Genomic DNA, 15,367 nt, shown 5'->3' on the forward strand with positions numbered 1-15,367 from the left:
AAATTCAAGCAAAGGAGATTTCATATGAGAATTATTAGGAAAATATTTGCGACGATTACATCATTTATTGTAGATGTCATTGGTGGTAGTTTTTTAAGTTATCTAGCAGACATTACATTTTTAAATAAAATTTTTTATAAAAAAGATGAAGATAAAGATGTGAAAAAAGGCAATTGATTTTATGATTATAATTTGGCTTTCGATAATAGACATGTAGTTTTGTATAGAAATTGCTTTTTCAACTTTGTATTTAAACAATAAAAATGTAAACAAGTAAACGTGAATAACTAAAATTTGCTATATGAGGTGGTACTATGCCTAAGAGCCAACAAATATTATTAGGCATATTATTAATATTTATTGTGTTCGATTTTTTCATACCTATTATCGGCGAAGGATTTAATATTGAAATATTAAAGTTTAGTTCGATATATGTGAAAATATTCGATATGATCACTTTGATTTTAAGCACTATATTTGTCTATAGACAGGTTAAGCGTAAGGGTTTTTAGATATAATTCTGCTGACATTTTCTTAAAATATGTATCTTCAAATAAATATTTAGGCAGTTGATAAAATCTTTCAGTTTTTACTTGTGATAAATTGTATTTCTCAAAATTGGGCATAATAAAAACCTCATTTCCACTTTTTTGGATTGAGGTAATAAAACAATTTTTACGTAAGTTATATGTTTTGTGCTTGCACTTAGATGATTAGATATATATAATACAAGTATCAAAAAAATATATAAACAAACGAATGCGAATCGTTTTATTACCGAGAGCCGATGCTACGCCAATAGCATCGGCTCTGTTAATATTCATAAAGTAATATTAACACTTTTAGGATCGTATATAAAGCGTTTTTAGTGTAGTTAAAATCACATTACAACTTCAAAATAGTAAAATTTACTAATTTAGTGCCTAATTAGGTACTAAAAACCTTAGGTAGGTAGATAATTAGGTATTTAGGTAGTAAAATAGGTGGTAAATTTAGAGGTTAAAAGGTGAAAAAAATTTGTTAGGTGGTAAAATTTAGGTGCTAAATTAGGTACCTAAGGGTGGATGCTATAAAAACTATTAAAATGGTTGCAGATGAATTGAATGTAACTAAACAAACTATTGTTAATAATGCTAAAAGCTTAAATATATCTTTTGAAAAAGAAAATGGAATTAATTATATTAATGATAATGATTGTTTGAAAATTATAGAAAAAATCACTAAGAAAGAAAGTACAACGCCAAATAAAGAATCAATAAAAAAAGAAAGATTTGATGAAAATACTGCAGAGGTTGAAAAGCATATATATAATAATTCAAATAGTTTTGAGACATTAAAAACAAAAGCGAATGAATTAGAAAAGCAAATAGAAATCTTTGAAATTAGAGCTAAAAATGATGAAAAATATATTGAGAATTTAACTAAACAACTAGATCAACAAAATAGCAATGTTAATACATTAAATAAACTGTTGGAAAATCAACAAATATTAGCTTTAGAAAGTAATAAAAAGATTCAAAAACTAGAAAACCAATTAGAAGAAGAAAGACATCTTAATTATTCTTTTGATACAGCGACTAATGATAGACAAAGCGTTAATCCGCAAGAAGCAACTTTTACTGAAGAATCTCAAAATATCAACCAACAATAAAAGAAAACCCAACCAATAGAAGCAGAAGTAAATCATGAGGATATAACTGAAGAGAAAAAGGATGACAGTCCAAACGAAGACTTATTAGCGAAAGATGATAAACCATCTGAAGAAATAGGGAATGGGCCTGAGGATAGGGAAGTAGAACCACCTAAAAAGGGGTTTTGGAGTCGTTTGTTTGGTAGCTAATATAATTAATTAGGCACTAAAAGTTATAAACTTTTAGTGCCTTTTATATAGTGAGAACTTCTGAGAATCATCGGTTATGTTAATTTAAATAATAAATCATATATTATGATTTATTATTTATTACAATTTTCCCTCTAGAATGACCATTTTCACTTAATTTATGAGCCTCTCGAACAAAAGATAGTGGGAAAATAGCTTCAAAGTAAGCTTTGACAACACCATATCCATATAAATTAACAACTTCTATTAAATCTTGACGATTTAATTCTGTCCATGTGAAATATGCTGTAATTCCTTTACTTTCTGCTTTCTTTTTATTAACTTGCCCGCGTATAGATATTAGTCGGCCTCCAGGTTTCAATACATCATAACTACGTTCAAGTGTGTCTCCTGCTTGTGTATCAAGGACGATGTCATAATCATGTACATAATCTTCAAAACGTTCTGTATTGTAGTCAATGGCAACATCTGCCCCAATTGATTTTAAAAATTCATGGTTGTGTGTACTTGCAGTAGTTGCTACATAGGCACCTTTAGCTTTAGCTAATTGAATGCCAAATATACCTACTGCACCTGCGCCACCATGTATTAATACTTTATCGCCGTGTTGCATTTCACCGTATTTTATTAACGCTTGATAGACAGTCAAACCATTAATTGGAATTGTCGCACCTTCTTCAAAAGATAATGATTCAGGTTTTTTAACAACTGTGTTTTGATTAATGGCCACAAATTCTGCATAACCACCGTTTTTATCAAGTTGTTGTGTTGCAATAACTGGTGTACCTACTGTTAAATCTGTTACTTTTGAGCCGACTTTACGTATAACGCCTGATATATCCCATCCTAAAATGAGCGGTATAGGGTAATCAATTTTCCCTTCTTGTTCACCTCGTCTAACATGCCAATCGTATGGGCTAACACCTGTATTTTCAACTTCAATTAATACTTCTTCATCTGTTATCTCAGGTAGTGGTAAATTAAATTCTTGTAATACATTAGCTTCTCCATATGATTCTATTGCAAATGCTCTCATCAATATAACCTCCTAATTAGTTCACTTTGTGTGTTGGAAAATATGGAACAATGTCTTCGACAGGTATTCTAGCAAAATAAGCAACAAAAGCTAAATGATTTACTTCAATTTCTTTATACTGATACAACAATTCTCTTAAACGATTTTTCCCTAATCTAAATTCAAGTGGTATGGGTTCAGGTAATTGATTAGGGTCTTCGTTTAAATCAACGTAAAGCATTTGGGTAAAGGGTTTAAATTGTTCATTATTATTTTTTGTAATTAAATTTCTATAATCATTAATTAGCTGTGCTTGGTCTTGAGGCGGTTTTGGATATTGAACCCAACCATCACCATGTTGGGCTATCCAAGAAATTGAACTTTGCGCAAAACCCGTAGGAAATACGGGAATTCTTTTATCTGTTTGTGGCATCATTTGTACTTTATTACCGTCAACAAACGAAATTTCATTATTTATTGACGGTGTATCTTGTGCTAATAGTTGTTCTAAAATTTCATAAGACTGTTCAAAACCAGGACTCTTTAGAGTCTTTATAGACTCCCTAAAGGAGTCTGTTATGTATTTTATTTAAATTCACACCTGTTTATAAAATGCTTAACATGTAATATTTATATAATTTATTCGTCTTAAATTAACCTTTGAAATCATTTTTATGTAGTAACTTATGTTTATACATTAACGGTACTAGAATAAAAAAGTGTTTATCTAATGTTGATAAAGTCCGTATAATTGTGTAAAAGTAAAAAGGCCATATAACAGTCCTTTTACGGTACAATGTTTTTAACGACAAAAACATACCCAGGAGGACTTTTACATGACCCAAGTACATTTTACACTGAAAAGCGAAGAGATTCAAAGCATTATTGAATATTCTGTAAAGGATGACGTTTCTAAAAATATTTTAACAACGGTATTTAATCAACTAATGGAAAATCAACGAACAGAATATATTCAAGCAAAAGAATATGAACGAACAGAAAACCGACAAAGTCAACGAAATGGCTATTATGAGCGCAGCTTTACGACACGTGTAGGCACGCTAGAATTAAAAGTACCCAGAACACGTGATGGCCATTTTTCACCCACAGTGTTTGAACGTTATCAACGAAACGAAAAAGCCCTCATGGCTTCAATGTTGGAAATGTATGTATCAGGCGTTTCAACTCGTAAAGTATCAAAAATTGTGGAAGAACTTTGTGGTAAATCCGTCTCTAAGTCCTTCGTTTCTAGCTTAACAGAACAGCTAGAACCTATGGTTAACGAGTGGCAGAATCGTTTATTATCAGAAAAAAATTATCCTTACTTAATGACCGATGTACTCTATATAAAAGTACGAGAAGAAAATCGAGTACTCTCAAAAAGCTGTCATATAGCGATTGGAATAACCAAAGATGGCGACCGTGAAATTATCGGCTTCATGATTCAAAGTGGCGAAAGCGAAGAGACCTGGACAACATTTTTTGAATACCTAAAAGAACGCGGTTTACAAGGTACGGAACTCGTTATTTCTGATGCGCACAAAGGATTAGTCTCTGCCATTAGAAAATCCTTCACCAACGTAAGTTGGCAAAGATGCCAAGTTCACTTCCTAAGAAATATCTTTACCACCATTCCTAAAAAAAATTCAAAATCTTTCAGAGAAGCTGTTAAAGGAATTTTTAAGTTCACAGATATTAACTTAGCGCGTGAGGCTAAAAATCGATTGATTCATGATTATATCGATCAACCAAAATATTCAAAAGCTTGCGCATCATTGGATGATGGATTCGAAGACGCCTTTCAATATACCGTACAAGGAAATTCCCACAATCGACTAAAGAGTACCAATCTAATTGAACGACTGAATCAAGAAGTACGCAGAAGAGAAAAGATTATTCGCATCTTCCCCAATCAAACATCAGCCAATCGCTTAATTGGAGCCGTTCTTATGGACCTACATGATGAATGGATTTATTCTTCAAGAAAATACATCAATTTTGATAAGTAGAAATGGTAAAAACATTGTATAGCATTTTACACAGGAGTCTGGACTTGACTCTAATGTTTAAATAAATGTATTTACTTCTTTATTTATTTGTTTTCTTTATCTAATATAAAGAAAGTTTTACTTATTTTTTAAAGGGAATATTAACACTAATTCTATATTTAACAAAGGGGAGTTTTTTTATGATTAATAGCATAGATGAAATAAAAGTTCCAGATAGTAAAATTGTTCAAGATGCCCAAAAAATCGTACAAGAATACGGAAATGAATTAATATGGAATCACTCAAACAGAGTTTATTTATTTGGCGAAGTCAAAGGCATGCAAGATAAATTACAATACGATAAAGAATTACTTTATATCACTTCTTTATTCCATGATTTAGGTTTAACCCAAACATACAGTAGCGATGATTTAAGGTTCGAAGTAGATGGCGCTAATGCAGTTAGACAATTTTTAAAAAATTATAATTATAACGAACGCGATTTACAACTTGCCTGGGATTCTATTGCGTTACATACAACACTAGGTGTAGCTGAACACAAAGAAAATAATGTAGCCTTATTATTTCATGGTGTAGGAACAGACGTAATGGGCGATAATTGGGATCAATATTCTGATGAAATCAGAAAAGCAATCGTTACTAAATTCCCAAGAGGCAATTTTAAACATGATGTAATTAAATCTTTTTATGACGGTTTTAAGCATAAACCCGAAACGACTTTTGGAAATATAAAATCAGATGTAATTAAATATTTCGAACCAGAATACCCACAAAATAACTTTTGCTCATGTATTTTACGTTCCAAATGGGATAGTTAAAAATAACTAATTGCTTTATTGACGTTGAGCCTTGGAACACTTAACTAAAATTGTAAATCCGGTAGACCCAATTATTATTGCATTATAGGTCTAAAATTCATCGTTATAATTTAGTTAAATCCCGCAAGGGGGCGTTTACACGTTTGTTCCAAACGGTGCAAAAACCATAATCGACCTTCGTCGATTTTTTTATTTTAAAGCTAAAGAAATTGCTCGTGATATTCCGAGCAGTTATAAAAATTAATTTGCCTTGAATATTGCTATTACATTTTTAAAAAGTGTTGTAGATTTACAACCATAATTTTTGGATTTACATTGACGATACTGCATCGAAATAAAAATCCAATCTACTTTTTCTAGGTTGATTTTTATTTTTATACCTAAAGGCATACTTACACACCTAAAAAACGTCGTGCTAAAAACAAATTTACATGTGGTAATCCAATATCCTTATTATACATTTTAACAGTTGGTTTAAAGCAAACTTTAAAAATATATAATTTCCAACCTATTTAATTACATTTATTTCTTAAAACGCATATATGAGCCAGAATAGAAAATAGTTCCAGGAAAGATAAAAATTGCTTGAAAATGCTAAGTTTTGACATTATACTTTTTAATCACTTAATAAAACTATTATTTAAAAATACTATTTTAATAACAGGTGCTACAGGTGGTATGGGGAATTATGCTCTTGAATTTTTGAAAAAATTAGTTCCCCAAGATGAAGTTTTCGCTTTAGTAAGAAATAAAGAAAAAGCAAGCCAATTGGAAGAAAAAGGATTTAATATAAGGTTTGGAAATTATGATGATTTTGAAGCGTTATCAAAAGCTTTTAAAGATATAGATCGTCTTTTATTTATCTCAGGGAATAAAGTTGGGCAACGTCAAAAGCAACATAAAAATGTTGTAGAAGCAGCTAAAGCAAATAGTGTTTCTTATATTGCTTATACAAGCTTTGGAAATGCTAATATTTCTAGTAGTCCGTTAGCAGAGGATCATAAATATACCGAAAAATTAATTTTAGATTCTGGTATAAATTATACATTTTTGCGTAATAACTGGTATTTAGAAAATGAATACGGGTTAATTACAGCTGCTTTAAAAAGCGGAAAATTTGTTCATTCAGGTGGAGACGGCAAAGTCGGTTGGGCATTGAAAGAAGAATATGCTCAAATAGCTGCTTATGCAGTATCAGGGGAATATGAATTTCCTAATATTATTGAAATTGGTGGAAATTTGATCACATATCGTCAATAGCAGAAGAGTTAGAAAAAATTTCAGGTAAAAGTCTTGAGATTATTGATACAGATGTTAACACGGCTTCAAAATTCTTACAGGAAAGCGCAGAATATCCTAAAGATTTAGCTGATTTTCTTGCTTCAGCACAAGAAATTATAAAAAGTGGAAGTTTAGATATTGAATCTGATGATTTAAAAAAATATATAGGAAACTCGTTACTACCGATTCAACAATCACTAAATAGATTATTAAAATAGTATAATCGCTTTAGGCTTCGATTTTGAACTGTTCTTATTAGAGTGCTAGCGATAAAGATGAAACTGTTAGTCTCTTAGATAATAAATACTGATTGATATTACAAATTATGCTTTTAATTTTTTAATAATTTCTCTATTGAAATCATCTAAATCATCTGGGACACGACTCGTTACAATATTGTTATCTATTACAACTGATTCATCAACAACGTGTGCACCAGCATTAGATAAATCTTTACGTACATTGATAACTCCAGTTATTGTGCGGCCATTTAAATCATCAGTATCAACTAGTAAAAGTGGACCATGACAAATCGCAAATGTAGGCACATCATTTTGAGTAAAATACTTAGTAAATGTACCATAGCGACCTTCTTCATCACCACGTAAATGATCGGGTGAGAATCCGCCAGGAATTAATAATGCATCATAATTTTCTGGTTTCGCATCTGCAATGCTAACATCTACAGTTACTTTCTCCCCATGTTTGCCAACAAGTTCATGTTTTGCTGTATCTCCAATAACTTCAGTCTCAAATCCAGCATTTTCTAATGCTTCCTTTGGACTAGTCAATTCTATATCTTCAAATTCATCTGCTAAAATGATTGCTACTTTTTTAGTCATAATACAACATACCTTTCAATTATATTTTAAAACCTAAGTATTATATATAATCAACAGTAAGTAATTTTGTGACTTTATACTATGATAAATGAACGTTATGCTCATAATCTCTTTACTTAAGTACCCCTTTCTTAATTAGTAATTTACTATGAAATAGTCTTTAAAACTTATTCCAGGTTATCAAATACTATTAAATGTATTAACGAATATAGATTGTATTGTTGAGATAGAGTAGAATTAAATTATTACTTATTTCAAAACGAGAATTGGTTGAGAAATATTTACAAGCAATTGGTTGAATTGGAATATTTATTATGACAATTTTATATATCATTTCAGTAATTATACAAATCAGACAAATTAAAATTTCTTTTATTCCATTCTTAGCCTTCGATTAAGTTATTATCGAACAAGGAAGAAAAGGTTTAAAATTAAAAAATCTAACTGAAACTTATTCTGACTATGTAACTACTGCTTTTTAACTACAAAATTTAGGCGGTGGAACTGTTAAAAATATAGATATAAAAGCTTATTTAAATGGAAACGAAGTTATATAAGAAAAACACACTAATGTTTTACCTAATGAGAATTATTATTTAATGCCAATTAATAAAAAACGTTTGAAGAATTTAAAGACACAATCAAAGTAATAGTTATACAACCAATATACATATTAATATAAACTATTATAATCAAATCTCTAAGAAACAAAATAAATAACCGGTATCGAGTGAATATTGGGGAAGTTCATTAATTTAGATGATAAAGATTTATATGAACTGACGTTTGAAACTATTAATAATTAAATATGGAGAATTTTTAATAACTTGGTTTTTAGGACGCTAAGAGACGTTTTTATTTGCATCGAGAATTAGATTTCATTAATAGTTTTACCCGAAAAAGTTTAAAAGAGGCGGTATTCAAATGGCAAAAATTGGTTATTCACGTGTGTCAATAAAAAATCAAAGTCTTGATGCATAAATTGATACACTTGAGAAATATGGTTGTGAATGTATTTTTAGCAAGAAAGCAAGTAATCGTAAAATGAAAAGATTGGAACTTGATAAGTTTTTTTATTTACGAGGAGACAATATTATAGTTCTCTATAAATTAGATTGTTTTGGACGTACAACGGAAGAATTAATTGAGTTATCTTAATGATTCGCTAAAAACAGCATTTATTTACATATTATATATATGAATGTATTAACGAAAGATGCGATGGGCAAGATATTATTTACTACGATGAGCGCATTTGTTGAATTCGAAGCTAATTTACTAAGTGAAAGTATTAAAAAAGGATTAGAAGCTTCATTACCTGAGCACAAGAAAAGAGAAATCAAAATTCTATATGATTAACAAAGATTACAGGCGAAGAGATTTGCCGAACAGACAGGTGTTAGTCGTTCATCGTTATATAGAATAATAAAAAGGAGGAAATTTATTGGAACTTAAACATATGCAGTATTTTGTAGAAGTTGTAAAACAAAAAAGTATGACCAAAGCAGCAGCTAGTCTTTTTATTACACAACCTACAATTAGTAATACAATTAAATTATTAGAAGAAGAATTAGAAGTAATCTTATTTAATAGATATAAAAATCAAATATACTTAACTGACGCAGGAGAAGCTTTCTTTTCTCAATGTAAAGAAATGCTTAAAATGTATGATAATATCCCTAATGAATTAAGTAATTTATTAGAATTAAAAACTGGACGTTTAAAAATTGGAATACCTACTATTATTAATATAAGAATATTAATTAAATTAATTTCGCAATTTCATGAAATGTATCCTAATATAACTTTTCAACTTTTTGAAAATGGTAGTAAAAAAATTGAAAACGATATATATTATGGTGATTTAGACATGGGAATTACCGTGCTGCCTACAAATAATAAAAACTTTAATACATTCTCTTTTTTAGAAGAAAAATTAAAATTGGTTGTTCATAAAAATCATAAATTATCTAAGAGAAAAACGATTAATATTGACGATTTAAAAGAACAAGAATTTATTTTATTTAATTCTGACTTCTATTTAAACGATAAAATCAAAAATACGTGTAGAAATTATGGCTTTAATCCTAATATGATTTTTGAAACCACCCAATGGAGTTTCATAGAAGAAATGTTATTAAATAATCTGGGAGTATGTATATTACCCGAAGGAATACTAGAATTATTAGATAATAATTTAAAAGCCATCGATATTAATGAACCTTCTATGAAATGGGAACTTGCCATTGTTTGGAGAAAAGATATTATAGTTGATTCTTTAACAAAAAATTGGATTAAATTTCTTCAAGAAAACTTCTTAATTAACTATTAAATATAAAGGCATTTGAGAAATTTATGGCTGTATAAAAAAAAGATATTTTATACTTATATACTCTCGCTCTATAATTAGAAGGTAAAAAATTATAGAAACGGGAGTTTTTTATGGAAAATTATAAATTTCCTAGTGATAGTAAAATTGTCAGTACGGATCAAGTATTAATTAATGATTTAAACAATTATAATACCCTATTTGGAGGGGTGTTGATGAAAAAAATTGATAATAACGCAACGCTATCAGCTAGAAGACATGCAAGAGTTAAAGAATGTGTTACAGCTTCTACCGATTCAGTAGAATTTTTATATCCAATCACGCAATCTGATTCAGTTTGTATAGAATCTTATGTAGTTTATACAGGAGAAAAATCTATGGAAGTATTTTGTAAAGTCATTTCAGAAGATATGATTACTGCAGAAAGAAAAATTGCTGCTTTAGCTTTTCTTACTTTTGTAGCTTTAGATGAAAAGAAAAAACCAATTAAAATACCCAAAATCTCTCCTCAGTCCAAAGAAGAAAAATTATTATTTATGGACGGCGAAGAAAGAGCTAAAATGAGAAAAATTAAAAGATCGCGAAGTAAAAATATAATTGAGTCTCTTGATATCAATAAGCCATGGGAATTGGAGTAGTGATAAAATGTTTACTGAAATGGAAGAATTAAACCAAGCTAAGTTAGATTTGAAAAAACTAAGAAACGAGTTTCCTAGTATGTATGAAAAGTTAGAATATATAGCTAGTTTGACACGACAATTAAGTATCCACTATAAATATTTAGGATTACTCATGTTTTCAGATAACCCTAAAACTATTCAAAATGAGAGACCAACTTTAATAAGAGAATCTGTTTTAAAATTATATGAACAAGAAGTTGAAAAAGTTAAAAATGATAGAGATTTTATATTTTTTAAAGATATGATGTTAAAATTCCAAAATGTGAAGTATTCACAAATATTTCTTATTATTTTAGGTGCCGAACCTAGTTTTGTATTTAACAATACAATCATTAAATAATTGTATTGTTAAATATCCTTAGATTAACGAATTGTAAAAACTCACAAATACTTGACTAAATGAAACTATGTTTTAGTTAATAAAAGAGCCCCCTATATTAGGGAGGCTCTTTTATAACTTAACGAGAATTTTTGCTTGTGATTTATCATTTAGGAGTTGTTCAAATCCTGACTCCACAATATCATCTAGCTCTATCTCATCAGTGATAACATCTTTAACTTTTAAATTACCTTCATTAATTAAATCTATTGTTTGTTGAAATGTAGTAGGTGTATCAAAGGAATAATTAAGCAGCCTCTTTTCCTCTAATTGATTTTTGAATATTTTTTATTACTCTCTAACGTCAAAACTTGCTGATTCTTAAGCAATCTTTGATCTTTAATGCAACTATTTTCTATTCTGGCTCATATATGCGTTTTAAGAAACAAATGTAATTTAATAGGTTGGAAATTATATATTTTTAAAGTTTGCTTTAAACCAACTGTTAAAATGTATAATAAGGATGTTGGATTACCACATGTAAATTTGTTTTTAGCACGACGTTTTTTAGGTGTGTAAGTGTGCCTTTCGATGCAGTATCGTCAATGTAAATCTAAAAATTATGGCTATAAATCTGCATCACTTTTTAAAAATGTAGTAGTGATATTCAATACTAATTAATTTTTATAACTACTATGAAATATCTCAGGGCGTTTCTTTAAATTAAAAATACCCCACAAATAAATGTGGGGTATTAAAGTGAATTATCTTTTGTAGGTTTTATTCCAGATTAGCATGATTTTGCTGCATTGTTTCTTCATCAACGTTTATCTCAGTCATTAAATCTAAAACAATACTATCTAAAAACACCTGTGATGCTTGTTCAAATAAGCTACCTAGAGGTTGTGCTGAACCTTCAACATCATATTTCGTTCCTGCCGGTAATTCAATCACTGCATTTGCAAGTTCACCAATCTTTGACGTTGGATTTGTTGACAATAATACAACTTCTGAACCTACAGCTTTAGCTTTATCTGCTAATAATCTTAAATGCTCTGTCGAACCTGAGCCAGAAAGGATAACAAACAAATCTTTTTCGGTAATGGAAGGTGTAGTTGACTCACCAACTACATGTGCACCTTTCCCAAGCTGATTCAATCTCATCGCAAAACTATTTGCTACAAAACCCGAACGTCCTTTTCCAGATACAAAAACGTGCTCTGCTTTAATAATTTGCTTTAAAAACGTTTCGGCTTCACTGTCTTTCACATGTGATAATGTGTTGTCTATTTCATCTAGTATTAAACGATAATTTGTGATTTCTGTCATCATTATTTTCCTTCAATCGCAGCTCTACATTGTTTAGCAGCTTCTACAGGGTCATCAGCATTTGCAATGCCGCCACCAACAATAATTAAATCAGGATTTTCTACAACAATATCTTTAATTGTATCTGGTTTAATACCACCTGCAACTGCTACTTTAGAATTACTAATTACAGATTTAACTTTACGTAAACTTTCTAAAGGAGATTGACCTTCAGCTTGTAAGTCATAACCAGTATGAACAGCGATATAATCTGCGCCTAAATCATCTAAATCTTTCGCACGTTTTTCTAAATCTTGTACTGCAATCATATCTACTAATAACTGTTTGCCATGTTTATGTGCTTCATCAACTGCTGCTTTAATTGATGCATCTTCTGCAACGCCTAAAATTGTTACTATGTCTGCACCAAATTTAACTGCTTGGCTTACTTCGTAATCGGCAGCATCCATAATTTTTAAATCTGCTAATACTTTTACACCATCAACATTATCATTTAAATGTTGTACAGCTGGTAATCCTTCATTTATAACAATTGGTGTTCCAATTTCTACGATATCTACATGATCTTTAACTTTATTTGCTAATTCTGCAGCATCCTCTTTATTTAATAAATCAATTGCTAATTGTAATTCCATATGTTATTACCTCCTATATATTATATATTCATTATGCTATAATAACTTCGTAAATACAATACTGACAAATACGTCACTGAGGAGAAGAAATTGTTAATAGAATATAATAATAAATTATTTTACACTTCTAAAGATTTAGCTTTATCAGTAATTGGTGGTAGGTGGAAAATCCCTATTATTTATCATTTATTACAATCAGAAGTACTTAGGTTGAGTGAATTAGAAAAAAAATTACCAGATATTAATCAAAGAATGTTAATTAGACAATTGAGGGAGCTTGAAAAGGATATGATAATAAAAAGAACTATATATCCAGTAGTCCCTCCAAAAGTTGAATATCGATTAACTAGTGTTGGTTTGTCTCTCGACAATGTGGTCTATGGTATTTGTGAATGGGGAGATGAATATTTGAAATTAATTAATAATGAAAATTAGTTAATTTTTTTAAAGAAGAAAAATTGAACCGAACTTTATATAATCTCTTTCAGGAATATTGAAATGTTTTTATATTGACCAGTAGATTTATATTAAATAGAGAACGACTCAGAGACATATAAGTACGCTCTAAACATACAAAATATTTTTTCTGATATTAATAGTGTATATAGGGTCATTAGATTATATATTTAAAAAGGCGAAGTATAATTATACTTCGCTTTAAGTTAATCTTTATAATAAAATTAATATTAAAAATAATGGAATATTAGTATAAATACTAACCTTACTATCGAAACTATTATTGATATCACAGTATGAGTAACAAAAGTCTCTTTTAGCATCATTCTTATATACAATACTTTGTATAATAGTTACCTTTAGAGTCATTATTGAAAAAGAAAATCTTAATAATGATTACTTGCATTTTTTTCGAACCATGCTTTTTCAAGCAGTTTAACTGCTGCTTTTATTTGTTCTATGGATAGTACTGCAAAGCCAAGGAGGACGGTTTGGCCATCATTTTCCCCGTATTCAGAAACAGAATTTACTTTTACACCAAATTTTGCTGCTTGATCAATAGCCTCTTGTTCTGTCATACCATTATTTAAACGTAGGGTTAAATGCAAACCAGAGTCTTCGCCTATAACTTCAACACTTTCTGGGAAATGTTTTGAAATAGCTGTAATTAAAACATCTCTTTTTTTTCGATAAACCACTTTCATTTTTTGAATATGTTTTTCCCAATGTCCTCTATTTAAAAATTCTTTTAAGATATTTTGGTCTATGCGAGAGACTGTTTGAGCATAAAAGAAAAAGTCTTCTTGGTAGATATTGATTAGAGAAATTGGTAAAACCATATAACTAATACGCAGAGAAGGTAATAGTAATTTGGAGAAAGTACCCATATAAATTACATTTTCTCCGGTATCTAACCCTTGAAGCGCAGGTACTGGTTTACCACTATATCGAAATTCACTATCATAATCATCTTCAATAATATAACGGTCTTTTTGTTCTTTTGCCCATTTCAATATTTGTAAACGTTTTGAAACCGGCATAATCATACCACTAGGAAACTGATGGGACGGCGTCACAATCGCTACATTTGCATCAGATTTAATTAAATGAGAAACAAGCATACCTTCTGAATCGATTGGAATGAATTCTACTTGATTTGTTTCTTTTTCAAATAACATCATTTTCCTATGATATCCAGGGTCTTCAACAGCAAATTTGCTCTTTGGTAATAATAGAAAAAGTATCTTCATTAAAGTTTGTGTGCCAGATCCGATAACAATTTGACTTGGATAACATTTTACTCCTCTTGCTTCGTAAATATAATCCGCAATCGCTCTTCGTAAATATAGCTCTCCTTGAGGATGGCCTAACTGTAATATTTGTTTGTTATCACTTTGAAATATTTCATTTACCAACTTTCTATAAAGGTTAAAAGGAAAAGATTCCGGATCAACACCAGTGTATGCAAAATCATAGGTATAACCATCGTTGTTATTTAATTTTTCCTCCACATACTGGGGAGTTTGATAATTTATATTAAAATCCTCTTCTTCAATATCGCAAACATAATATCCTTTTCTAGGAAGTGCTTTTAAGTAGCCTTCAGCAACTAATTGCCCATAGGCAGATTCAACAGTATTTTGACTAACGCAAAGATGCTGAGAAAGTTTTCGTTTTGAAGGCAACTTCATTTCAGGTAATAATCTTTTTTTCTTTATCTCTTGTTTAATATACGAATATAACTGGATATAAATCGGATCTTTACCGTGAATATCAAAATTCGGTGTTAACTGTAACATTAAATCTGGTCCCCT

The 15,367-nt window shown here is 29.8% G+C and carries 14 protein-coding genes and 5 pseudogenes; 10 read left to right on the plus strand and 9 right to left on the minus strand.

Annotated features, from left to right (window positions below; translation table 11 throughout):
- Positions 1 to 24: 24 nt before the first annotated feature.
- Positions 25 to 177 carry a hypothetical protein gene (locus ACM595_RS10160; RefSeq protein WP_002484305.1) on the plus strand — a complete coding sequence of 51 codons (153 nt, stop codon included), beginning with the start codon at positions 25 to 27 and terminating at the stop codon, positions 175 to 177.
- A gap of 341 nt (positions 178 to 518) precedes the next feature.
- Here ACM595_RS10160 and ACM595_RS10165 read toward each other — a convergent pair.
- Positions 519 to 626: pseudogene (locus tag ACM595_RS10165) on the minus strand (replication protein); the annotation flags it as partial.
- A 458-nt stretch (positions 627 to 1,084) separates the two neighbouring features.
- Here ACM595_RS10165 and ACM595_RS10170 point away from each other — a divergent pair.
- Positions 1,085 to 1,840, plus strand: a pseudogene (locus ACM595_RS10170) (DUF536 domain-containing protein).
- Positions 1,841 to 1,943: 103 nt separating this feature from the next.
- Here the strand turns inward: ACM595_RS10170 and ACM595_RS10175 are convergent.
- Positions 1,944 to 2,876 carry an NADP-dependent oxidoreductase gene (locus ACM595_RS10175; protein ID WP_041080751.1) on the minus strand — a complete coding sequence of 311 codons (933 nt, stop codon included), beginning with the start codon at positions 2,874 to 2,876 and terminating at the stop codon, positions 1,944 to 1,946.
- Positions 2,877 to 2,892: 16 nt separating this feature from the next.
- Positions 2,893 to 3,288 carry a hypothetical protein gene (locus ACM595_RS10180; RefSeq protein WP_069822175.1) on the minus strand — a complete coding sequence of 132 codons (396 nt, stop codon included), beginning with the start codon at positions 3,286 to 3,288 and terminating at the stop codon, positions 2,893 to 2,895.
- 403 nt (positions 3,289 to 3,691) lie between these two features.
- Between ACM595_RS10180 and ACM595_RS10185 the strand changes: the two genes are divergently transcribed.
- The 3 genes and pseudogenes from ACM595_RS10185 to ACM595_RS10195 all read left to right on the plus strand — a co-directional run bounded on the left by ACM595_RS10185 (position 3,692) and on the right by ACM595_RS10195 (position 7,181).
- Complete coding sequence (locus ACM595_RS10185; protein ID WP_000195429.1) at positions 3,692 to 4,864, plus strand: IS256-like element IS256 family transposase; 1,173 nt, start codon at positions 3,692 to 3,694, stop codon at positions 4,862 to 4,864.
- 179 nt (positions 4,865 to 5,043) lie between these two features.
- Positions 5,044 to 5,682, plus strand: coding sequence for an HD domain-containing protein (locus tag ACM595_RS10190; protein ID WP_041080753.1), 639 nt, complete (start codon positions 5,044 to 5,046; stop codon positions 5,680 to 5,682).
- A gap of 591 nt (positions 5,683 to 6,273) precedes the next feature.
- Positions 6,274 to 7,181, plus strand: a pseudogene (locus ACM595_RS10195) (SDR family oxidoreductase).
- A gap of 105 nt (positions 7,182 to 7,286) precedes the next feature.
- On the opposite strand, the gene ACM595_RS10200 reads toward ACM595_RS10195, so the two are convergent.
- A complete protein-coding gene (locus ACM595_RS10200) occupies positions 7,287 to 7,805 on the minus strand; it encodes a type 1 glutamine amidotransferase domain-containing protein (protein WP_002483572.1) in 519 nt (172 codons plus the stop codon).
- Between the two features lie 981 nt (positions 7,806 to 8,786).
- Here ACM595_RS10200 and ACM595_RS10205 point away from each other — a divergent pair.
- From ACM595_RS10205 to ACM595_RS10220, 4 genes and pseudogenes are all read left to right on the plus strand, one after another.
- Positions 8,787 to 9,260 (plus strand): annotated as a pseudogene (locus ACM595_RS10205) (recombinase family protein).
- Complete coding sequence (gene cidR / locus ACM595_RS10210) at positions 9,250 to 10,137, plus strand: cidABC operon transcriptional activator CidR (protein WP_041080908.1); 888 nt, start codon at positions 9,250 to 9,252, stop codon at positions 10,135 to 10,137. The pseudogene ACM595_RS10205 and the gene cidR overlap by 11 nt, the downstream one beginning before the upstream one ends.
- A 110-nt stretch (positions 10,138 to 10,247) precedes the next feature.
- Positions 10,248 to 10,772 carry an acyl-CoA thioesterase gene (locus ACM595_RS10215; RefSeq protein WP_002483565.1) on the plus strand — a complete coding sequence of 175 codons (525 nt, stop codon included), beginning with the start codon at positions 10,248 to 10,250 and terminating at the stop codon, positions 10,770 to 10,772.
- 7 nt (positions 10,773 to 10,779) lie between these two features.
- The gene (locus ACM595_RS10220) at positions 10,780 to 11,154 is read left to right on the plus strand and encodes a hypothetical protein (RefSeq protein WP_002483566.1); all 375 of its coding nucleotides are present in this window, start codon (positions 10,780 to 10,782) and stop codon (positions 11,152 to 11,154) included.
- A gap of 111 nt (positions 11,155 to 11,265) precedes the next feature.
- On the opposite strand, the pseudogene ACM595_RS10225 reads toward ACM595_RS10220, so the two are convergent.
- From ACM595_RS10225 to hxlA, 4 genes and pseudogenes are all read right to left on the minus strand, one after another.
- Positions 11,266 to 11,427 (minus strand): annotated as a pseudogene (locus ACM595_RS10225) (butanediol dehydrogenase); the annotation flags it as partial.
- A gap of 32 nt (positions 11,428 to 11,459) precedes the next feature.
- On the minus strand, positions 11,460 to 11,522 hold the full coding sequence (locus ACM595_RS10230; protein ID WP_373995842.1) for a DUF536 domain-containing protein: 63 nt from the start codon (positions 11,520 to 11,522) through the stop codon (positions 11,460 to 11,462).
- A 391-nt stretch (positions 11,523 to 11,913) separates the two neighbouring features.
- On the minus strand, positions 11,914 to 12,462 hold the full coding sequence (gene hxlB, locus ACM595_RS10235) for a 6-phospho-3-hexuloisomerase (RefSeq protein ID WP_041080925.1): 549 nt from the start codon (positions 12,460 to 12,462) through the stop codon (positions 11,914 to 11,916).
- A 2-nt stretch (positions 12,463 to 12,464) separates the two neighbouring features.
- A complete protein-coding gene (gene hxlA / locus ACM595_RS10240; RefSeq protein ID WP_069821667.1) occupies positions 12,465 to 13,097 on the minus strand; it encodes a 3-hexulose-6-phosphate synthase in 633 nt (210 codons plus the stop codon).
- A 90-nt stretch (positions 13,098 to 13,187) separates the two neighbouring features.
- Between hxlA and ACM595_RS10245 the strand changes: the two genes are divergently transcribed.
- Positions 13,188 to 13,532, plus strand: coding sequence for a winged helix-turn-helix transcriptional regulator (locus tag ACM595_RS10245; protein WP_002508649.1), 345 nt, complete (start codon positions 13,188 to 13,190; stop codon positions 13,530 to 13,532).
- A gap of 407 nt (positions 13,533 to 13,939) precedes the next feature.
- Here ACM595_RS10245 and ACM595_RS10250 read toward each other — a convergent pair whose 3' ends face one another.
- Entirely contained in the window at positions 13,940 to 15,352 is a 1,413-nt protein-coding gene (locus tag ACM595_RS10250) for a PLP-dependent aminotransferase family protein (protein ID WP_069838276.1), read from the minus strand.
- Between the last annotated feature and the right edge of the window lie 15 nt (positions 15,353 to 15,367).

The sequence above is a fragment of the Staphylococcus sp. LKG3-1 genome (assembly GCF_048568385.1).
Taxonomy (GTDB): Bacteria; Bacillota; Bacilli; order Staphylococcales; family Staphylococcaceae; genus Staphylococcus; species Staphylococcus saprophyticus.